Source organism: Mycobacterium sp. IS-1556 (assembly GCF_001499985.1).
In the GTDB taxonomy this organism is placed as follows: Bacteria; Actinomycetota; Actinomycetes; order Mycobacteriales; family Mycobacteriaceae; genus Mycobacterium.
Genome location: NZ_LQIM01000001.1, coordinates 390,537 through 411,440, shown reverse-complemented (window position 1 = coordinate 411,440; position 20,904 = coordinate 390,537). Strand labels below are relative to the sequence as shown.

The following is a 20,904-nucleotide window of genomic DNA, read 5'->3' as shown; positions in this document are numbered from 1 at the left end:
CGTTCCACCTGAAAGGAGTCCGAAATGACCACCCAGCCAGTTTTTGCCGATGTCGACTTGTCCGAAGTTGACCTCACCGACCTGTCGTACTTTGAGGACGGCCCGCCCTACGAACTTTTCGCGCGCATGCGCTCGGAGGCCAGCCCGCACTGGAACGCGCTCTCCGGCGACGAGCCGGGGTTCTGGTCGTTCACCAAGGCCGCCGACATCGCGACCATTAGCCGCAATCCCGCCATATTCTCCTCCGCCCGTGGCGGCGTGTTCGCGAAAAGGCAAGGCGCGGTGCCACCCGAGGCGCTGGCGGAGGTCATCCTCGGCATGGATCCACCCCGCCATACGAAACACCGCAACATCGTCCAGGCCGTCTTCACGCCCAAGTTGATCCGTCAGAAGGAGGAGAACGTTCGCGCCATCGTCACCGCCCTCATCGACGACGTGATCGAAAGGGGCGAGTGCGATTTCGTCGACGACATCACCGTCGAACTGCCGCTGCGGATCATCGCCGACATGCTCGGCGTACCACAGGACGACCGTCGGCAGTTGTTCGAATGGACGAACATGCTGTCTCGGGCCGCGGCGACCACCGACCCGCAGGTGGGTCTTGGAGCGCTCGTCGAAATCGGCGGATATATGACTGGACTCATCGCCGAACGGAAGGCGAATCCCGCTGACGACCTGGTATCCCGGATGCTCGCGGCCGAGGTCGACGGCGAACGCCTCACCGATCAGGAGGTGACCTTCTTCTTCGCCATCTTGATGTTCGCCGGCAACGACACCACACGTAACACCGCATCTGGCGGCATGCGCGCGCTGATTGAGCACGACAGCGAGCGCCAGAAGCTGATCGGCAATCCGGACGGAATTCCGAACGCCGTCGAGGAGATGCTGCGATGGGTGACTCCGGTCATCTACTTCACCCGTACCGCCCAAGAGGACACCGAAGTCGGCGGACACCCGATCCGCGAAGGCGAACGCGTCGCAATGTGGTACCCGGCCGGGTCGCGTGACCCGGAAGTAGTCGACGACCCGGAGCGGTTCGACGTGTCGCGGGAGAAGCCCCCCCATCAGGCCTTCGGCGGCGGCGGAGCGCATTTCTGCCTGGGCAACGGGCTGGCCCGGCTCGAGCTGCGGGTGTTGTTCGAAGAGCTGATGCACCGCACGCCCGACATGCAATTCGCCGGACCGATCACGCGCTTGACGTCGAACTTCTCCAACGAGCTGACGTCAATGCCGGTCACGTTCACACCGGGCAAGCGCGAGCAGAGCGCGTGACGAGTTCGTTCGCATGGGAAGGGGACGAGCACGCAAGCCTGCTGACACTCAGCGACATTCGAACCCTCGGCGGTCTCCGCGACGCTGCGTCCCGCGTCGCGGCAATCGCCGACATCCTGGCCGAACGTCGCGATCCGCGTGGTGTCTTCCCGCTGATCTATCGCATCGGTCTCGAAGCCGTCGCGGCGGCTGTGGAGGACGGTCGGTTTCGTGACCCGGACTGGGTGCAAACCTTCGACGTCGCCTTCGCCGGCCGATATCTGGACAACCTGCATCGTCACCTGTGCCAGGCCAGGACGACACCGCCTTGGGCGGCAGCGAACCGCCACGTCGACACCGACCCGGCGGCCATCGCGGGAGCAGTGGCCGCCGCGCTCAACGCCCACCTGATCAGCGACCTGCCCGAGGCGCTGCACGCATCGAGTGTCCGTGCCCGCCATGTCTTCGACTACCAAACACTGAGCCGCCTGATCTGGCAAACGGCGCCCGCCGCAATCGCCGAGATCGAAAGGCGGTATGGGACCGACCTTTCGCCGCTCTACTACGCGCCGCCACTGACATGGCTGGACACCGCCCTGCCTGGCGGGGTTCCGGACAGCCAAGAGCGGTTGTTCCACAGCATCACCGGCCTCGCATTCGCCCAAGGCCTGGCCCTGGCTAATCCGCTGGCGCGGCCGCTGATTCGCGCCCAGATAGCGGCCGGATCGCAGACGCTGATCGTGGCGGTCGATCAACTGACACGAAAGTTGCGCCCACGGAGTGTTCGGGCGTGATGGATCGATCCAGGACCAGGTCGCCGGAGGTCGCTGCGCTGCTGGCCGATGCCCGATTCGACGCCGCGCTGCAGTTGCTGGCTGAAGAGCTCGACCGCGATCCGCACGAGGTTCGCAGAGAGGCGGCCGGCTACCTGCAAGAGTTGTCGTCCAGACACGACCCCGCAGTTGGGGCCGCATGGAATCGCTTCGGCCGCTGGCTGTTACGGGCCTACGATTTGATGGTCGATGAAGCCGAGCTCGCGGGCCTGCGCGCGCTCGACGCGCATCACTCCTTGATCTTCCTTCCGTCGCACCGCTCGTATTTGGACGCGTGGATTCTGCCGCGGGCGTTGTCGACGTGCGGACTGTCTCCAGCGTTCGGATTCATCGGGGCGAACCTCAACTTCTTCCCGTTCGGAACCCTGGCCCGCCGCGCGGGCCACATCATGGTCCGCCGCAATACCAAGGACTCACCGCTCTACCGATTGGCCCTGCGCTCGTACATCGGCCAACTCGTGCATCATCATCAGAACCTGGCCTGGGCCATCGAAGGCGGCAGAACCCGGACAGGAAAATTGCGTCCCCCGATGTTCGGCATCCTGCGATACGTTCTCGACGCGGTCCACGCGGTCGATGGGCCGGAGGTGTTCGTCATCCCAGTGTCGCTCGACTACGACCAACTCCACGAGGTGCCGATGATGACCGCCGAACTAGGCGGCGGCGCAAAGTCTCCGGAGAATGCGCGCTGGCTCATCGGCTTTGCCCGTCAGCAGGGTCGGCACCTCGGAAACGCGTACGTGAACTTTGGCGAGCCAATACCCGTGCGGAAACAAACCGCGGCGCTGCGCGTTCAAGGCGCCGACCGCATCATCGAACGCGTTGCGGTGCAGGTGTGCCACCACATCAACCGGGCCACCCCGGTGACTGCGACCGCGTTGGTGTGCTTGGCGCTGCTGCCCGCCGACCGGGCGATGACGCTGCCCGAAATACAACAGGGCGTGCGACCGCTGGTTACCTACATAACCCGTCGCGGATGGCACATGGCGGGTCGCACCGACTTGAGTGACCCCCGCGCGCTGACACGGACCTTGGGCGAGCTGGAAGACTCGGGCGTGGTCGAGGCGTACGACGGTGGCACAGACACCGTATGGCGCATCCGTCCAGCGCAACATCTGGTCGCTGCGTTCTACCGAAATACCGCCATCCACATCCTCGTTGACCGCGCGATCGGTGAGGTCGCCCTTGTGGCGGCCGCCGAAAGCGACGCCCCACCGCGCCGCACCGCCCGCAACGAGGCGCTGCGGCTTCGCGACTTACTCAAGTTCGACTTCTTCTTTTCGCCACGCGAGACGTTCGACGCCGAGATGCGTACCGAGCTTGCGCTATTGGAGAATGCCGAAGGCGGCTTGGCAGAACCCGCCGACGCGTTGCGGTTGCTGCGTCACGCCGATCTCCACCTGGCGCCGCTGGTACTGCGGCCGATTCTCGACGCCTATCACGTGGTCGCCATTCGGCTCACGCAGTGGAGCGGACCAGAGTTCGACGAGAAGGCGTTCCTGCGTGGATGTCTCGGAGTCGGCAGGCAGTGGGAGTTGCAGGGCCGGCTGGGCAATGCGGAGTCGGTGTCACTGGAATTGTTCAAGACGGCACTGCAGCTTGCCCGGCACCGTGGACTGCTGAATCCGTCGACCCCGGACGGCGCGGATAGACGCCAAGAGTTTGCAGAAGAGGTCGCCGACGCGCTGCGCCGCATCGAGGTGATCAGAGACTTAGCCAGACGGATCGAAGCCCCGCAGTGACAACAGTCTAAGCTAAGAGAGTCATTTCCTACCTGTAATTTCACGCTCCATCCCTACCTGCGTTGGGACGCAGCGCGTCATAAGCCGCGACCGCCTTACAGCCCAGCTCTGTCGTCGCTATCGGCCGGGTCGACGTCCAACGTTCGAGCAGTGGTCCGCCGAAATCCTTTGTCAAATAGCGAATTTGTGAGTGTAAGGTGGAACGGTTGATGCCCAGGTGCTCCGCAGCCTCGCTAACCGACCTGTATTCCGTGACGCCTACGAAGTTCCTCAGGTGGATCAGTCCTGCTGGGCGACTGAGGGTCTGATGGAGGATCTGCGTACAGCAGCCGCGCCAATTCCAAACGAGACTCATAGATCACATGCGAACGTTCGGTCGACGACCAATAGGTGCCCGAATAGTGCTTTTGCCCGCGATGCCACCTGAATGTGCGCCACGGCATCGCCGCACTGAGCAGATCAGTGGTCGCGAGGCCCCAGTCGGTCGAATACTCGGCCAGGGTCTCCTTGCTACGGACGGAAACCGTCGCGTCGGCGGCCCGTCCACCACCGGACACGCCTAGACCTCTCACCTCACGGACACGATCCCGTGCAGGCTTGCGCGGCGTGTCTCACGCTCACTGCACAAGTGCAGCGGTGGTGCAGCCAAACTCGAGAAAGTGCAGTCAAACTTGAGAACCTACAGCCGCCGTTATTGCTTGGCCATGTTCGCGAAGCGCGACAAATGTAGTTGATGCGCAACGGTAATCGTCTTCGTCGGACCGTTACGGTGCTTGCCAAGAATGAGGTCTGCTTCTCCACCGCGTGGGTCGTCGCGCTCGAACGCATCCGGCCGGTGCAGAAGGATGACCATATCCGCATCTTGCTCTAAAGATCCCGACTCACGCAGGTCCGACACCATCGGCTTCTTATCAGTTCTTTGCTCCGGACCACGGTTCAACTGGCTGATCGCCACCACCGGGACGTCGAGTTCCTTGGCCATCAGCTTGAGGCTTCGCGAAAAGTCCGAGACCTCCTGCTGCCGCGACTCGTACTTCTTGCCCGACGTCATCAACTGCATGTAGTCGACGACGATCAACCGCAGGCCAGCCTTCTGCGATAGCCGGCGCGCCTTCGCGCGGATCTCCATCATCGTGAGGTTCGGCGAATCGTCGATGAACAGCGGCGCCTCGCTGATCTCACTCATCCGACGCGCCAAGCGCGTCCAGTCGTCGTCGCTCATCCGGCCCGACCGCATATCGGACAGCTTGATCTTCGCCTCCGCCGACAACAGTCGCATCACGATCTCGGACTTACTCATCTCCAGCGAGAAGATGACGCTTGGCATCTGATGCTTGATCGAGCACGACCGCATGAAATCCAAACCGAGCGTCGAGTTGTGCGTCGGCACCATGTCGCGGCCGGCCAAGTACAGATGATCAGAGTTCCCGACCTCCACACACCGCACCGGCACACTCTCGACCCGTCGCACCGAGTCGATCCCCCAGGCGGACTGCCGCCGTCCCCCCGACGTCACAAGTGCCGGAACTCGCGCGGCACTGATCACGTCCACGCCGGGCCGCAGCGCCGTGGTGATTTGCACACCCCGGCTCGTCGGCCACTGATGAAACGCATCCGCGACCAGTGCCGTGCCATCGCCGAATTCGACCTCATAGCAAGGACGCCCAAGCATGACCTCCGTCGCGGCCACCACGCGCGTCGGCTCCCCGTCCGCACCAAGCAACCAATCCCCGACCGCGACGTCGCCCATCGTCGTCCAGCCCGTCGGCGTCGGCAGCGGCGTATCCAACGCCAGCGCCTTCCCGACACCGGGCCGCGCCGCGATGATGATCATCTGACCGGGATGCAGACCGTTGGTCACGTCGTCGAGTTCGACGAAGCCCGTCGGCACGCCACGCGCCAATCCGCCTTGCGACGCGATCGCGTCGATCTCGTCCATCGTCGGCTGCAGCAGTTCTTCGAGCGGAACGAAATCCTCGGATGTCCGGCGCTCGGTGACGTCGTAGATCTCCGACTGTGCGCGGTCGACGATCTCGTTGACATCCGCGCCCTCGGCTCCCGCGTAGCCGTACTGCACGACCCGCGTGCCGGCTTCGACCAGCCGGCGCAGCAGCGCTTTCTCTGCCACGATGCCCGCGTAGAACCCCGCATTCGCAGCCGTCGGCACCGTCGAGATCAGTGTGTGCAGATACGGCGCCCCACCGATGCGGCGCAGCAGCCCGCGCCGATCCAACTCGGCGGCCACCGTCACCGCGTCGGCCGGCTCGCCGCGGCCGTAGAGGTCGAGGATCGCGTCGTAGACGTTCTGGTGCGCGGGACGGTAGAAGTCACCCGGACGCAACTTCTCGAGCACGTCGGCGATGGCGTCCTTGCTCAGCAGCATCCCGCCGAGGACCGCCTGCTCGGCCGCTTGGTCTTGAGGGGGTTGGCGCCCGAAGTCTTCACTGGGCGGCGGTGTGTCCATGCCCGGGTGGCCCGCGCCATGACCCAGGTCGTCCACGACAGCCACGAAGCGTCTCACCCCCTCTATTCACTATCGAACGTACATTCGATACCCGCTTATCGCGACTGTAAGCCAGACCGCCGACAATCCGCTTCCGCAGCGCCGGACCTGTCCCGCCGAGCGCCTACGCTAGACGTTGCTGGCGGGGGCGCAACCAGCCCTTGTTCATAGACCTGTGGATGGGGTGTGGATAGCGCTGGACAACCATGTTGAGTCGTTGGGGAGAACCTGTTAACTAACCACTTCATGCACTGCGTCTGTGCAGATAGCCGCACCATAAACCGCTTGGGATGCTGTGGATGAGAATTGCTTCGGCGTGTCGGCCGGGGTTGCGAAGTCGGGCGTGTTGTATTGCGGCCCGGGGCCAAGCAGGTTAACAGCAGGTTAGCTTCGCTGGGATCCAGCCCACGCGACGAGTTCGCCAGCGCACACAGCAACGGCCGGGTGAAGATCGATCATGGCTTCACCCGGCCGTATTTGACGCTGTTGCTACTTTCCGGCGACGACTTCCAGCGACACCGAGGCGGCGATCTCCGGATGCAACCGGACCGCGACCGGATGCGTGCCCGTCGTCTTGATGTGCGCCTTGGGCAACTGGACGGTGCGCTTGTCGAGATTAGGGCCGCCGGCGTTCTTGATCGCCGCGACCACGTCGGCCGTCGTCACCGAGCCGAACAGCTTGCCGCTGTCGGCAGCCGCCTTGACGGGCAGCTGCACCGGACCGAGATTCTCGATCGCGGTCTTCAGCTCGACGGCATGCTCGCGGCCCTTGACGGCCTTCTGCTCGCGCGCCCGGCGGATCTCCTCGGCCTGGCGCTCGGCACCCCGGGAAGCCGTGACGGCCAGTCCGCGCGGCACCAGATAGTTGCGGCCGTAGCCGTCCTTGACCTCGACGATGTCGCCCTGCACACCCAGGTGTTCGACGTCGGCGGTGAGAATCAGTTTCATCGTCTGTTCCTCCCTATCGCGTCGACGAGCTGAACGGCAGCAGCGCAACCTCGCGCGCGTTCTTCACGGCGATCGCGATGTCACGCTGATGCTGCACGCAGTTACCGGTGACGCGGCGGGCGCGGATCTTGCCACGCTCGCTGATGTAGGTGCGCAGCAGCGCGGTGTCCTTGTAATCGATGGTCTGCCCCTTCTTGGAGCAGAACACGCACTTGCGGGTCTTGACCGGCTTCTCGGGAGCCGGCCGACGCTTGGTGGCCTTGGCCATGTGTCTTTCTCTTTCTTACTTCTTCAATCGCTGATCAGTTGAGGTCAGAAGGGTGGCTCGTCGTCGGCCCCGGAGAACGAACCCGACGCAGGAGCGCTGCCCCACGGATCGTCCTTCGGCTGCTCGGTGGGACGCGAACCGCCACCGCCGCCGCCGCCGAATCCGCCACCGCCACCGCCGCTGCGGCTGGCCTTGTTCACCTTCGCGGTGGCGTACCGCAGCGACGGGCCGATCTCGTCGACCTCGAGCTCCACGACGGTGCGCTTCTCGCCCTCACGGGTTTCGAACGAACGCTGCTTGAGCCGGCCCTGCACGATCACTCGCGAACCGCGGGTCAGGCTCTCGGCCACATTCTCGGCGGCCTCGCGCCAGATGTTGCAGCGCAGGAACAGCGCTTCGCCGTCCTTCCACTCCCCGCTCTGGCGGTCGTAGATGCGCGGTGTCGACGCCACGGTGAAGTTGGCGACGGCCGCACCCGACGGTGTGAACCGCAGTTCCGGATCGGCGGTCAGGTTTCCGACGACGGTGATTATGGTGTCACCAGCCACGATGTCCTCCTGGTTTGGCGGTGTAGCTCAGGCGAGTGGTCGCAGGCGAGCCTACGGAAGCACTCCGACGCGTACAGCCTGTTCTCGGGACTAGTGCTTGTCCGTCCGCATGACCTTGGTCCGCAGCACGGACTCGTTCAAGTTGAGCTGGCGGTCCAGCTCGGTCACAGTCGCGGGTTCGGCCTTGACGTCGACGACGGCGTAGATGCCCTCGGCGTGCTTGGCGATCTCGTATGCCAGCCGCCGGCGGCCCCAGATGTCGACCTTGTCGACGCTGCCGCCGTCCTTGCGGATGACGTTGAGGAACGTTTCCAGCGACGGAGCCACGGTGCGCTCGTCAAGGGTGGGGTCGAGGATGACCATGATTTCGTATGGACGCATGAAGACCTCATCACCTCCTACGGTCTTGTCGGCCACGGTCGTTCCGTGGCAGGAGGGTCGCCTGCGTCGGCAACCGGCCCAGGCTACAGGAAACCGCGCTGATCTGCGAAATCGCGCTGTTCGGCGTCCCTAATGAACTCAAGGGCGTACCCAGTCGCGCTTGTTCGCCGTCACCCCCTGACGCTTCACCGATTGTGCAACTGGCTGCGCTTCGACGGCGTGTCGCGCAGGTGGTTTCACAATCGAAGCGGCGGCGGTGCCAAACAGCGGGCCGTCTATCTCGAAACTGCAGTCAGATCGCGATCTTCCGCGGATTCGCGATCTGTGCGCAGTCTCGACGCGTCCGGCCGCAGCCAGTCGGGCAACCAGCGCGGTGGCGCGTCCGGCGCCCCGTCGAACACTCCCCCCGCCGGGTCGTCGACAACCCCGCGGGCCCGCACGAGGTCCAGTTCCGGACGATAGATCTGGCGGATCACCAACGCGCACAGCCCAACCACGGCGATGTCGCGCAGCAGCACGGTGATCGTGAACGGCTGCTCGGGCAGGCCCCGGTTCGCCTCCCCGTAGAGGTACAGCATCCGCGGCACCCACACCAACGCGTCGATCGTCATCCACGCCAACAGGATTCGCCGGTGCGGCAGCGCCAGCACCGCCAACGGCACCAACCACAGCGAGAACTGCGGACTCCACACCTTGTTGGTCAACAGGAACGCCGCCACGACCAGGAACGCCACCTGCGCCACGCGCGGCCGCCGCTTGGCGGTCAACGCAATGTAAGCGATTGCGATGCAACACGATACGAACAGGATCGCGGACACTGTGTTCGTCACCGTCGGCGGCTGCCAGAAGCCGAGGTCGGGATCGAAACCGCGCCAGCCGGTGAACGACTTGATGACGTTGTAGATCGAGTCCATGTCGTCGCCCCGACGGGTGTTGAGCCGGAAGAACTCCGACCACCCCCTCGGGAACAACACCATGATCGGCAGGTTGACCACCAGCCAGGCCAGCACTGCGCCCGCGGCGGTCTTGCCGACCTCCCTCAGCTTGCCGGTGCGCACCGCCAACACCGCCAGCGGCGCCAACAGCAGTAGCGGATACAGCTTGGCCGCCACGCCGAGCCCGATCAGCGCGCCAGCCAGCACCGGTTTTCGCCGTGCCCAGGCCAGCAGCGCGCCGGTCGCGAAAGCCGTTGCCAGCGCGTCGAAATTCGTGAAGATCTGAAAGATCACCAACGGTGACGCCGCCACCAACGCGGCGTCCCAGACCCGTCGCGGCCCGGCCAGCCGCGACGTCGCCCACACCGTGATCAGCCACGCCAACGCCAGCCCGAACGCGGCGATGTTGAAGAACATCACCACCTCGGCGATGACCGGCACCGCCCCCAGTTTGGTCAGCGCGGTGTAGGTCTTGGCCAGCGACATCGACAGGTACTGGTAAATCCCCGTCAGCACCGGATATTCCATGTACCGCACCGCGATGTTGCCGTCGTACTGGATTCGCGGCGCTCCGGTGGCGTCCTTCTCCACCCAGCTCGACTTGTACGGAAACTTGCCGAGGTTCAGCAGTTCGGCGGTGTAGAGCGGAACCGTGTCGGAGTAGCACAGCTGGTAATACGCTCGCTGGTTGTCCCAGTTGCCGACCCGCTGATCGGCGGTGCCGGTGCCGGTGGTCTGCAGGCATGCGGCCTTCGTCGAGTACCCGAGCGCCAGGAACACCAGCGCGATGATCAGCATCACCCGCAACGGGGTGAGGAACCGTTGCCTGCCGATCAGCGCGTGCCTGCCGACCGGGCCGCCGATCACCTCGGATAGCGCGGAGCCGATCGCGTCGGTGCGGCTCGGCAGGTCGCGGTCGTCCAGGCTTCTGAGGTCGCGCGCCGGCGTGCCGGGCGACACGGTCGACGGTTCGCCGGTCTCCTCGCCCCCCACCTCGGTCACGGAGGCGGCAGGGGCGCGCCTGGCGCTACGGGTGCTCCGACCGGTCCCGGTGGCGGTACTCCCGGCGGCGCGGGCACGGGCGCGCCGACCGGTCCGGGCGCGGGGGCCGGCGGTGCCGGCGGTCCGACGGGCACCGTCGTCGGCGGGCCCCACGGAATCGTGATGCCCGGCGCGACTTCGATCGTCGGCTGGATGACGGTTTGCGACGGTGGCGTCGGCGTCGTCGGCGGGGCAGCCGTCGTCGAGGGTGGGGCGGGTGCCTGCGGTACCCCCGCGTAGCCGCCGATCTCCTCGGGCTCGGGGAACTCCTCGACGTCGGTGCCCTCCAGTGCGCCGTCCATGGTGGCTTTCCAGATGTCAGAGGGCAGACCGGAACCGTAGATCGGCGCACCCCACTTGTTCTCCAACGGCTTGGTGCCCTCGGTGGTGCCCACCCAGACCGCCGTTGACAGCGATGGGGTGTAGCCGACCATCCATGCGTCGCGGTTGTCGCCGGTGTCGCCGAGCTGGTTGGTGCCCGTCTTGGCCGCCGACGGCCGCCCGCCGGCCAGCGCATGACCGTTGGAGTACGCGGCGATCGGCTGCATCGCGCTGGTGACGTTGTCGGCCACCTTCTTGTCGATGCGCTGCTCGCCCGAATTGTCCTGCTGGGACGCGTCGAACAGCACCTCGCCCTCGGAGTTGACGACCTTCTGCACGAAATGCGGCTTGTGGTACACCCCCGAGGCCGCCAACGTCGCATACGCCGACGCCATGTCGATCACCCGAGACTGGTACTGGCCCAACACGATCCCGTTGTTGGGCGGACCACCTTTGCCGTCCTCGGACAGCGTGTGTTCGACACCGGGGAAGCTCTCGGCGATGCCGGCCTGATGGGCGGCCTCGGCGACGTCCTCGGGCCCGTTCTTGAGCTTCAGCATGAGGCGGTAGTAGCTGGTGTTGAGCGAGCGCTTCAGCGCCTCGGCGATGTTGCAGGTGCCGCAGCCGCCGCCCTCGACGTTGGTGATCTTGATGCCGTTGACTTCCAGCGGCGAACTGTCGATCTGCGTGCCCAGCCCCATGCCCTGTTGCAGCGCGGCGACCAATGCGAACACCTTGAACGCCGAACCCGTCGGCAGGCCGGCCTGGGCGAAGTCGAAGCCGTTGGCGTCCGTGCCGCCGTAGTAGGCCTTCACCCCGCCGGTGCGCGGATCGATCGACACGATCGCGGTGCGCATGTCGGGATCCTGGCCGTCGAGGTACTCCGTCGCCGCGTCTACTGCGGCGGCCTGCGCGTCCGGATCGATCGTCGTGGTGATCTGCAGGCCCTCGGTGTTCAACGTCTGCTCGTTGATGTCGAACAGTTCGAGCAGTTCCTTTTGCACCTGCCGCTCGATCAGGCCGTTGGGCCCGGTGGTCTGGTTCTGCGAGCGGGCCAGGTCGGGCGGCACCGTCGCCGGAAACACCTGCGCGGCGCGTTCCTGCGGAGAGAGCGCACCGATTTCGACCATGCCGTCGAGCACCCAGTTCCACCGCGTGGTGGCGCCTTCGAGGTTGACCGCGGGATCGAGTCCGGACGGCCGCTGGATCAACGCGGCCAGAAGTGCGCCTTCGGCGACGTTGAGCTGTTCGACCGGCTTGTCGAAGTACGCCTTTGACGCGGCGGCGATGCCGTAGGAACCGCGGCCGAAGTAGATGATGTTCAAATACGACTGCAGCACCTGGTCTTTGGACCATTCGCCGGACATCTTCGTTGAGATGACCAACTCCTTGGCCTTGCGGATGAGGCCGCCGATACCCGAGCGCTCGGAACCGACGAGCGCGTTCTTGACGTACTGCTGGGTGATCGTCGACCCGCCCTGCAGGTCTTCCCCGGACAGGTTGTTCTTGATCGCGCGCGCGAAACCGGTGAACGAGAACCCCGGGTTCGAGTAGAAGTTGCGGTCCTCGGCGGCCATCACCGCGTTGCGCACCTGCACCGGGATCTGGTCGATGTTGACGTCGACGCGGTTGCCTTCGGGCGGAACGATTTTCGCCAACTCGCTGCCGTCGCTGGCCAGAATCGTCGACACCTGGTTGGTGCGGATGTCGCCCGGCTCGGGCACGTCGACGATCAGGTAGGCCATCGCGAACGTGACGAGCGGCAGCACGACGAACACGACCGCGCCGGCGAGCAACCCCCGACGCACCCACTTCCAGTTGATCTGCTTGGGCAGGTTGCGCCGCGGACCCGACGGCCCGCCCGGAGGTCCCCCACCGCCGGGTGGCCTGCGCGGCGGGGGCGGCGGCGCCGGCGGTTTGGGTGCCGGTGTGCCGTCCAGCGCGGCCTTGACGACGTCGACCGGGTCGCGCAGGTGTGGCGGTCGCGCCTCGCGGACCGGCGGCAGCACCGCGGTGTGCCGATCGTCGGGCGGCGCCGACCGGCGCGGTCCCTTCGCGGGACCGCCGGGTGGGCGTTGCTGTGGACTGTGTGACGCGCTCACGCCATCAGCCCCGCGTCCGGAACGGACATCGTTGACTGACCGGTCGTGGCGCCCTTCGCTATTCACTGGCCGTGCGCGCACGCTCGCGCGCGGTCCGAGTGCTGCGTGAACCCCGAGAACCTCCGGTTGGCGGGACCGCGCCGAGCACGTACGACTTGACCAGGTGATTCCAGCTGCAGGTGCGGCATACCTCCACCACGTGTACCGAGAACTCGTCGTATCGGGATGCCAGCAAGACCAACTCCTCGGCGGTTCGTGCGGAACCCGACACCGGGCCCAGATGGTCACCGAATACCCACGAAACCAGGGTGAGCTGTTCCTTGCGGCAGATCGGGCAAGTCACCGAACTGGGCTTGCCGTGGAACTTGGCGGCGCGCAGCAGATAGGGATTGGCGTCGCAGACCTCGGAGACGCCGGTGCGCCCCGAATAGACCTCGGCCAGCAGGGACCGTCGCCGAAGCGCGTAGTCCACCACCTGTCGCTGCAATCGCACGAGGACCAGAGTACGTCGGCGATGCGACTGCCGGAGCGTGACGGCGCGGTCCAGGCCATCTCTAAGGTGTTTGATCTGGACATACGGCACCGACATTCGCCGTATGCCGTCAACCTCAGGAGAACTGCATGCTGGACGGGCGCGACTTCGCCCTCGACGGTGCCCCGGCTGGTGACGGCGTCAGCCGCTTCGCCCGTGAGCTTCCCGAGCGCTGGTGCTTCGACGGCCGCGCGTTCGGCGGCTACACCTCGGCGCTCGCGCTGGCCGCGATGTTCGCGCACAGCGGGCGCCCGGCGGCGGCGTCGCTGTCGGTGACCTTCGTCGACGGCGGCGCACCGGGCCCGCTCGAGATCGACGTGCGCAGCATCCGCGGCGGTCGTACGGCCGCGGCCGTCGAAGCGACCGTACGCCAGCGCGGCCGCACGATTCTGATCGCGAACAGCTGGTTCGCCGACGGCTGGCTCGGACCGCCGTCGGTGGATGCGCCCATCCCGTTCGAGCGCTACGGCACCGCGGCATCACCGCTACCGGATCCATCGGCGGGGTCGTCGCTGGACTGGATCGGCGAGGAGTACCCGTCGCTGCGGTTCGCCCAGCGCCGCGGCGTGGACTACCCGGCGAGCCTGGCCCACTTCGCGGATCGTCGGCCGGAGGTGGCGTTGTGGGTCAGCACAGATGGCGGGGCCCCCGGCGATCTCAGCGACCCTCTCGAGCATCCGCAGATCGCCGACGTGCTGCACGCCGACGCCCACCTCTTCGACGCGCCGGGCAAGGTCTGCGGCTTCGTCGACGCGTGGCTGCTGAGCCTGGACCTCAGCGTGGTGTGGCAGCCCGGGGCGCACCTGGTGCCGTCGACCGCGTGGCGGCTGCTGGAGTCGCGCGGTTCGGTCGCCAACGGAGGCGTCTCGGCGTACGGCTCGCTGCGCGGCTCCGACGGGTCGCTGCTGGCCGTGCTGACCTCGCAGGGCCTCATCCGCTGAAGGTCGGCTGATCTTTGCTTCTACGATCATCGACGTGGCAGCGAGCTGGTCTGGCCGACAGACACCGGGAACGCGCGCGAAAGACAGCGACCGCAACGACACCTGCCAGATCCTCGACAGCGCGCTGAGCGAGGGCCAGCTGTCGATGACCGAGCACGGCGAGCGGGTCAAGGCCGCGACCACCGCGATGACGCTCGGCGAACTACAGGCGCTGGTGGCCGACCTTCAGACCGGGAATGCGCCGGTGCAACTTCCGACGCTGAAGAAGCCGCGGGCGGTATCGATCGGCGGCGGCTGGGGTTTGCGTCTTGCGGTGGCCGGTGTGTTGGTGGTGCTCGGCATCGCGATCGGCTGGGGTCTGTACGGCAACACTCCGTCACCGCTGAACTTCACGTCCGACCCGGGCGCCAAGTCCGACGGCATCGCCCCGGTGGTGCTCACCCCGCCCAAGCAGTTGCACTCGCTCGGCGGGCTGACGGGTCTTCTGGAGCAGATGAAACAGCGTTTCGGCGACACCAACGGCTACCGCCTCGTCGTTTATCCGGACTACGCGTCGCTGACCCGGCCGGACCCGAACGAGGACCGTCGCGAGCTCATCTACAGCTACCGCGGCGGCTGGGACGATCCGACGTCGAGCTCGAAGACCAGCGACGCCGTCGAGGTCGATCTGAGCAAGTTCGACGCCAAGGCCGTCGTCGGCGTCTTGCGGGGCGCCCCCGAGACAGTGGGTATCAAGCCCGAGGACGTCGACAGCACCTACTTGAGCATCGATTCGGCCGACGACCCGACCACACCGGGCGCGCTGTCGATCGACGTCTACGTCTCCAGCGACTTCGGCAGCGGCTATATCGAGTTGGCCGGCGACGGCACGGTCAAGCAGGTCCACTACCCCGGCTGACGCCCGACCGTTCGCGCGAAGGTAACCCGATGTTCGCGCCGAATATATCGGCGCGATACTATGGTGCGAGGTGTCGAACCGCCGTAACGGACGAGCTGCGATTTCTTAAGGGGGTGTCCTCGGTGCTGGAATTGGCCATCCTGGGACTCCTGCTGGAATCGCCGATGCACGGCTACGAACTCCGCAAGAGGCTGACCGGGTTGCTCGGCGCCTTTCGCGCGTTTTCGTACGGCTCGCTGTACCCGGCGCTGCGGCGGATGCAGACCGACGGGCTCATCGTCGAGGATGCGGCGCCGGACGGCACCCCGAAGATGCGCCGGGCGCGGCGCGTCTACCAGCTCACCGACAAGGGCAAGCAGCGCTTCGCCGAGCTGGTGGCCGACACCGGCCCACAGAACTTCTCCGACGACGGTTTCGGCGTCCATCTCGCCTTCTTCAACCGCACCCCGGCCGAGGCCCGGATGCGGATCCTGGAGGGGCGTCGTCGTCAGGTAGAGGAACGCCGTGAGGGTCTGCGTGAAGCCGTCGCGCGGGCTAGCAGCTCAATCGACCGGTACACCCGACAGCTCCATCAGCTCGGGTTGGAGTCCAGCGAGCGCGAAGTGAAATGGCTCAACGAGCTGATAGCGGCGGAACGTCTGAGCCAGGGGCGCTCGGACAACGCAGTGCAGCCCTAGGCAAAACCGAACCAAGTACGACAGGGATTACGAAGGGAAGAGGCGTCATGGCATCAAACGGAGAGGTGCGGGTCGCGATTGTCGGCGTGGGCAACTGCGCGTCGTCGCTCGTACAGGGCGTGCAGTACTACCAGGACGCCGATGAGACGGCCACTGTGCCCGGTCTGATGCACGTGCGTCTCGGCCCGTACCACGTGCGCGACGTCAAGTTCGTCGCCGCGTTCGACGTCGACGCCAAGAAGGTCGGTTTCGACCTGTCCGAGGCGATCTTCGCGTCCGAGAACAACACCATCAAGATCGCCGACGTGCCGCCGACCAACGTGACCGTGCAGCGCGGCCCGACGCTCGACGGCATCGGCAAGTACTACGCCGACACCATCGAGGTCTCCGACTCCGATCCGGTCGACGTGGTCACGGCGCTCAAGGACGCCGAGGTCGACGTGCTGGTGTCCTACCTGCCGGTCGGCAGCGAGGAGGCCGACAAGTTCTACGCCCAGTGCGCGATCGACGCCGGCGTGGCGTTCGTCAACGCGCTTCCGGTCTTCATCGCATCAGATCCCGTGTGGGCCAAGAAGTTCGCCGACGCCGGGGTGCCGATCGTCGGCGACGACATCAAGAGCCAGATCGGCGCGACGATCACCCACCGCGTGATGGCCAAGCTGTTCGAGGACCGCGGCGTGCAGCTCGACCGCACGATGCAGCTCAACGTCGGCGGCAACATGGACTTCCTCAACATGCTCGAGCGCTCGCGGCTGGAGTCGAAGAAGATCTCCAAGACCCAGGCCGTCACGTCCAACCTGCAGCGCGAGTTCAACACCAAGGACGTGCACATCGGCCCGTCCGATCACGTCGGCTGGCTCGACGACCGCAAGTGGGCCTACGTGCGGCTGGAGGGGCGCGCGTTCGGTGACGTGCCGCTGAACCTGGAGTACAAGCTCGAAGTGTGGGATTCGCCGAACTCGGCCGGCGTGATCATCGACGCGGTGCGCGCGGCGAAGATCGCCAAGGACCGCGGCATCGGCGGCCCTGTCGAGGCGGCGTCGGCCTACCTGATGAAGAGCCCGCCCAAGCAGCTGCCCGACGATGTGGCTCGCGCGCAGCTCGAGACGTTCATCGAGGGCTGACCCTCTCTCCCCCTGCGACTTGTGGAGTCTTACCGGCGGTGAGCGCCGCTGGGGCTCCACAAATCGCGTTTTGTAGGGTCATTTCGTGACCGAGATCTCGCCTGACGACGAGCTGGCTGCGCTCGACGAGTTCATCTTCCTCGACGAGAACGCGCGCCAAGCCGGGGTCGATGCGGTGCCGCCGGTGAAACGCGTCGACGTCGGGCCGATCAGCGCGCTGAAGTTCGGCGACAATTCCCCGCGGGTGGTGTTCCTGCATGGCGGCGGTCAGAACGCGCACACCTGGGACACGGTGATCGTCGGCCTCAGCGAGCCGGCGCTGGCCATCGACCTGCCGGGCCACGGCCGCTCGGCGTGGCGGGAGGACGGCGACTACGGCCCCAAGCGCAATGCGGCGGCGATCGAACCCGTGGTCCGCGAACTGGCGGCCGACGCCGATCTGGTGGTCGGGATGTCGCTCGGCGGCCTGACCGCGTTGCGGCTCGCAGTGACGGCGCCCGACCTGGTGCGTCGGCTGGTGCTCGTCGACGTGACGCCGTCGGCGCCGGAGCGGCACACCGAGATGACCGAGGCGCAGAAGGGCACCGTCGCGCTGGTGCAGGGCGACCGCGTCTTCCCGTCGTTCGATGCGATGTTGGAGAAGACCGTCGCCGCGGCGCCGCACCGGGACCGGGAGTCGTTGCGGCGTGGGGTTTTCCACAACGCGAAGCGGCTCGAGGACGGCACCTGGACCTGGCGCTACGACTCCATCCGCAAGGGCGACGGTTTCGAGGGCTTGTGGGAGGACGTGCCGCGGCTCGCGGTGACGACGACGTTGGTGCGCGGCGCGAACTCGTTCTTCGTCAACGATGACGACGCCGCAGAGTTCGCCCGGAACGCACCGGGCTTCAAGGACGTCCAGATCGTCGAGGACTCCGGGCACTCGGTGCAGAGCGACCAACCGGGCAAGCTGATCGAGATCCTCAGTGGTGTACTCGCCGAGCCCTGACCACCGCTGACCGGAGGGTGATTTCCGCTCCTCCGTGGTCGGCCGTGCGACGCGGCACGGCGTCGTCAACCGTCAGGAGCTCCCACCCCTCGTCGAGCACCGACACCACGTCGGCGCTTGTGAAGAACACCGCGTCCGGCATTGTGCCGCCGGAGATGTCGGCATTCGAGGGGTGATGTCCGACGACCAGCAGCGTGCCACCCGGCCGCACTGCGGCGGCGAGCCGTCGAAACAACGAGTCGCGCTGGGCGATTCCGTGCAGATAATGCGTCGTCACCAAGTCGAACGCGCCTGGCGGCGGGGCCCAGATGCTGAGGTCCGCCTGTCGCCACTCGATCCGCGCCGCGACGTCAGGTCCCATCTGTTCGGCACGGTCGCGGGCGCACTGTAGCGCACTGTCCACGAAATCGACTGCGGTGACGGCCCATCCGTTCTGCGCGAGCCAGATGGCGTCAGCGCCCAGACCGCAGCCGGCATCAAGCGCACGTCCGGCGGGAAGTCCCACCACAGCATCCGTCAGCGTTCGGTTCGGGGTCGACATGCCTGCCGTGTGCGCCACCGTCTCCCACCGCTGCTCCCAGAACGTTCTGTCGAGTTCGGTCATGCTTCCCAGCGTGCCCACTGTGCGCCGAGTTAGCAAATGTTCTTGCTGTTAAGGCAAACGCCCAGTTAGTCTCCTGTTCACCTTCTGCTTGCCGACTGCTGGTCGGGCTGTCGTAGGTTTCCGCGCGTCCGGCCGCTCAGCCCTCGGCCGACTCGACGGAAGGACCCTGCCGATATGGCGCTCGTGCCGCTGAACCTGTTCGTCGCTCATGACGGGAAGTCGAAGCGCCAGCATGTGACATGCCGCTACAAGTGCGGCGACGCCTGCTCCAAGCCGGTCCCCAACACCAGCGGCAACGAGTACTTCGGCGACGTCGTCAAGGCGGTGTCGCGGCGGTCGATGCTGCGGGCCGGCGGCATCGCGGTGCTGGCCGTCGGCACTGCCAGTGCGCTGGCCTCGTGCGGCCGCGACGACCAACCCGCGCCAGCGCCGACATCGCCGGCCCCACCGGCCGACCCGCCCGCGGGCATGCGGTTCGCCTCGGTCGCTCCCAACAGTGAAGACGCTGTCGTCATCCCCGATGGTTACCGCCAGGCGGTCGTCATCAGCTGGGGCGACCCGGTGCTGCCGGGCGCACCCCCATTCGACGTCAACAACCAGAGCGGTGCCGCTCAACGCGGGCAGTTCGGCTTCAACAACGACTTCGCGGGCCTGCTGCCGATCCCGGGACAGCCGAACCGCTTCCTGCTGGTCACCAACTTCGAGTACGTCACTCCGCAGTTCATGTTCCCGGGCTACGACGCGGACAAGCCCACCCGCGAGCAGTTCGAGGTGGAGATCGCCGCAGTTGGCATGGGCGTCGTCGAGGTCGAAAGCACGCCGAACGGCCTGACACCGGTATCGGGCCGCTACAACCGGCGCATCACCGCCGACACCCCGTTCACGTTGACCGGTCCCGCGGCAGGCAGTGAATTCGTAAAGACGGAGGCCGACCCCGACGGCCGTACCGTCGCGGGCACCTTCGCCAACTGCGCCGGCGGCGTCACCCCATGGGGCACCGTGTTGTCCGGCGAGGAGAACTTCGACTCCTATTTCGGCGGCGCAACCTCGGCGCCTGGGCCCGGACCCGTCGACGCCGACCGCCGGGATCGCTACGGCATCACCGCCGAACCCTCCGAGCTACTGTGGGAGACATTCGACCCGCGCTTCGACCTGGCCCGAAATCCCCACGAGGTCAACAGGTTCGGCTACGTGGTCGAACTCAACCCGTGGGACCCGAACTCGACGCCGGTCAAGCACTCGGCGCTGGGCCGGCTCAAACACGAGGGCGCCAGCATCTACGTCACCGACGACGGCACCGTGGTCGCCTACACCGGCGATGACGAACGCTTCGACTACATGTACAAGTTCGTGTCGGACAAGAAGATTCGGCCCGGTCGCGACGCCGCCGCGATGGCACACAACATGACGATCCTCGACGAGGGCACGCTCTATGTCGCCAAGCTCTCCAGCGATATCCCGGCCAACGAGATCGACGGCTCCGGCAAGCCGCCGTCCACCGGCGCGTTCACGGGCACCGGCACGTGGGTCCCGCTGCTGCATTCGGGACCGGATGATCGAGCCGAGTCGCTCGTCGACGGCGTCTCGGCGCAGGAGGCCGCCGTCTTCACGCGGATCGCCGCTGACAAGGCCGGCGCCACCAAGATGGACCGCCCCGAGGACTTCGAAGCCAACCCCAAGACCGGCAAGGTCTACGTCGCGCTGACCAACAACGACGAGCGCGGCGCGGCGGGCGAAGCACCCGCGGATGCGGCCAACCCGCGCAACGACAACAAGAACGGCCAGATCCTCGAGATCACCGACAACCACGCCGGCACCGACTTCACCTGGGAACTGCTGCTGGTGTGCGGCGATCCCGCGGCCGCCGACACCTACTTCGCCGGGTTCGACAAGACCAGGGTCAGCCCGATCTCGTGCCCGGACAATCTGGCGTTCGACAGCCACGGCAACCTGTGGATCTCCACCGACGGCAACGCGCTGAACTCCAACGACGGGTTGTTCGCCGTCGCGTTGGACGGGCCGAACCGCGGCGAGACCCGGCAGTTCCTCACCGTTCCGCTCGGTGCGGAGACGTGCGGTCCCGTCGTCACCGACGACGTTGTCACCATATGCGTCCAACATCCTGGCGAGCACGACGACAACAGCATCGATGCCCCACTGTCGCGGTGGCCGGAGGGCGGTAACGGCACGGCGCGGCCCTCTGTCGTCGCGGTGTGGAAGGCCGACGGGAACATCGGCGTCTAGTCCCACTGGCGTCGAAACCGACG

General features: G+C 66.2%; 19 protein-coding genes and 1 pseudogene. 9 read left to right on the top strand and 11 right to left on the bottom strand.

Translation table 11 applies throughout. The features are described 5' to 3' along the window. The first annotated feature begins 24 nt into the window (after window positions 1–24). The 3 genes from AU187_RS01975 to AU187_RS01965 are packed head-to-tail and all read left to right on the top strand — an operon-like array spanning window position 25 to window position 3,826. A complete protein-coding gene (locus AU187_RS01975) occupies window positions 25–1,272 on the top strand; it encodes a cytochrome P450 (protein WP_059100482.1) in 1,248 nt (415 codons plus the stop codon). Beyond that, window positions 1,269–2,045: a DUF5995 family protein gene (locus AU187_RS01970; protein WP_059100483.1), complete on the top strand. Its 777-nt coding sequence runs from the start codon at window positions 1,269–1,271 to the stop codon at window positions 2,043–2,045. The genes AU187_RS01975 and AU187_RS01970 overlap by 4 nt, the downstream gene beginning before the upstream one ends. After that, a complete protein-coding gene (locus tag AU187_RS01965) occupies window positions 2,045–3,826 on the top strand; it encodes a lysophospholipid acyltransferase (protein WP_082683676.1) in 1,782 nt (593 codons plus the stop codon). Before AU187_RS01970 ends, AU187_RS01965 begins: the two co-directional genes overlap by 1 nt. Before the next feature lie 40 nt (window positions 3,827–3,866). Here AU187_RS01965 and AU187_RS26100 read toward each other — a convergent pair whose 3' ends face one another. The 10 genes and pseudogenes from AU187_RS26100 to AU187_RS01925 all read right to left on the bottom strand — a co-directional run bounded on the left by AU187_RS26100 (window position 3,867) and on the right by AU187_RS01925 (window position 13,366). Then, the gene (locus AU187_RS26100) at window positions 3,867–4,181 is read right to left on the bottom strand and encodes a helix-turn-helix domain-containing protein (protein ID WP_082683677.1); all 315 of its coding nucleotides are present in this window, start codon (window positions 4,179–4,181) and stop codon (window positions 3,867–3,869) included. Continuing rightward, window positions 4,141–4,326: pseudogene (locus AU187_RS25825) on the bottom strand (TnsA-like heteromeric transposase endonuclease subunit); the annotation flags it as partial. The pseudogene AU187_RS25825 and the gene AU187_RS26100, both read right to left, overlap by 41 nt. Before the next feature lie 191 nt (window positions 4,327–4,517). After that, the gene (gene dnaB / locus AU187_RS01960) at window positions 4,518–6,335 is read right to left on the bottom strand and encodes a replicative DNA helicase (RefSeq protein WP_059100485.1); all 1,818 of its coding nucleotides are present in this window, start codon (window positions 6,333–6,335) and stop codon (window positions 4,518–4,520) included. A gap of 483 nt (window positions 6,336–6,818) precedes the next feature. Further along, complete coding sequence (rplI, locus tag AU187_RS01955; protein WP_059100486.1) at window positions 6,819–7,277, bottom strand: 50S ribosomal protein L9; 459 nt, start codon at window positions 7,275–7,277, stop codon at window positions 6,819–6,821. A 13-nt stretch (window positions 7,278–7,290) separates the two neighbouring features. Then, a complete protein-coding gene (rpsR, locus tag AU187_RS01950; protein WP_059100487.1) occupies window positions 7,291–7,545 on the bottom strand; it encodes a 30S ribosomal protein S18 in 255 nt (84 codons plus the stop codon). A gap of 44 nt (window positions 7,546–7,589) precedes the next feature. Further along, window positions 7,590–8,093: a single-stranded DNA-binding protein gene (locus AU187_RS01945; protein WP_059100488.1), complete on the bottom strand. Its 504-nt coding sequence runs from the start codon at window positions 8,091–8,093 to the stop codon at window positions 7,590–7,592. A 90-nt stretch (window positions 8,094–8,183) separates the two neighbouring features. After that, window positions 8,184–8,474, bottom strand: a complete 291-nt coding sequence (gene rpsF / locus AU187_RS01940) for a 30S ribosomal protein S6 (RefSeq protein WP_014818429.1) — start codon at window positions 8,472–8,474, stop codon at window positions 8,184–8,186. 275 nt (window positions 8,475–8,749) lie between these two features. Continuing rightward, on the bottom strand, window positions 8,750–10,369 hold the full coding sequence (locus AU187_RS01935; protein WP_059100768.1) for a glycosyltransferase family 87 protein: 1,620 nt from the start codon (window positions 10,367–10,369) through the stop codon (window positions 8,750–8,752). A 38-nt stretch (window positions 10,370–10,407) separates the two neighbouring features. Then, window positions 10,408–12,939 carry a transglycosylase domain-containing protein gene (locus AU187_RS01930; RefSeq protein ID WP_082691734.1) on the bottom strand — a complete coding sequence of 844 codons (2,532 nt, stop codon included), beginning with the start codon at window positions 12,937–12,939 and terminating at the stop codon, window positions 10,408–10,410. Beyond that, window positions 12,932–13,366, bottom strand: coding sequence for a DUF5318 domain-containing protein (locus AU187_RS01925; protein ID WP_059100769.1), 435 nt, complete (start codon window positions 13,364–13,366; stop codon window positions 12,932–12,934). Before AU187_RS01925 ends, AU187_RS01930 begins: the two co-directional genes overlap by 8 nt. A 128-nt stretch (window positions 13,367–13,494) precedes the next feature. Here AU187_RS01925 and AU187_RS01920 point away from each other — a divergent pair, with 128 nt between their 5' ends. The 5 genes from AU187_RS01920 (at window position 13,495) to AU187_RS01900 (ending at window position 18,033) form a co-directional block, all read left to right on the top strand. Further along, the gene (locus tag AU187_RS01920) at window positions 13,495–14,346 is read left to right on the top strand and encodes a thioesterase family protein (protein WP_059100490.1); all 852 of its coding nucleotides are present in this window, start codon (window positions 13,495–13,497) and stop codon (window positions 14,344–14,346) included. A gap of 34 nt (window positions 14,347–14,380) precedes the next feature. After that, window positions 14,381–15,244, top strand: a complete 864-nt coding sequence (locus AU187_RS01915) for a DUF1707 SHOCT-like domain-containing protein (RefSeq protein ID WP_059166192.1) — start codon at window positions 14,381–14,383, stop codon at window positions 15,242–15,244. A 122-nt stretch (window positions 15,245–15,366) separates the two neighbouring features. Then, window positions 15,367–15,921 carry a PadR family transcriptional regulator gene (locus AU187_RS01910; RefSeq protein ID WP_059100771.1) on the top strand — a complete coding sequence of 185 codons (555 nt, stop codon included), beginning with the start codon at window positions 15,367–15,369 and terminating at the stop codon, window positions 15,919–15,921. A 47-nt stretch (window positions 15,922–15,968) separates the two neighbouring features. Then, entirely contained in the window at window positions 15,969–17,045 is a 1,077-nt protein-coding gene (locus AU187_RS01905) for an inositol-3-phosphate synthase (RefSeq protein ID WP_059166191.1), read from the top strand. A gap of 85 nt (window positions 17,046–17,130) precedes the next feature. After that, complete coding sequence (locus tag AU187_RS01900) at window positions 17,131–18,033, top strand: Rv0045c family esterase (protein WP_059100492.1); 903 nt, start codon at window positions 17,131–17,133, stop codon at window positions 18,031–18,033. Here the strand turns inward: AU187_RS01900 and AU187_RS01895 are convergent. Further along, window positions 18,008–18,637: a class I SAM-dependent methyltransferase gene (locus tag AU187_RS01895; RefSeq protein ID WP_059100493.1), complete on the bottom strand. Its 630-nt coding sequence runs from the start codon at window positions 18,635–18,637 to the stop codon at window positions 18,008–18,010. The two genes, AU187_RS01900 and AU187_RS01895, sit on opposite strands and share 26 nt — an antisense overlap. A 174-nt stretch (window positions 18,638–18,811) precedes the next feature. Between AU187_RS01895 and AU187_RS01890 the strand changes: the two genes are divergently transcribed. Further along, window positions 18,812–20,881, top strand: coding sequence for a PhoX family protein (locus AU187_RS01890; RefSeq protein WP_059100494.1), 2,070 nt, complete (start codon window positions 18,812–18,814; stop codon window positions 20,879–20,881). The last annotated feature ends 23 nt before the right edge of the window (window positions 20,882–20,904 follow it).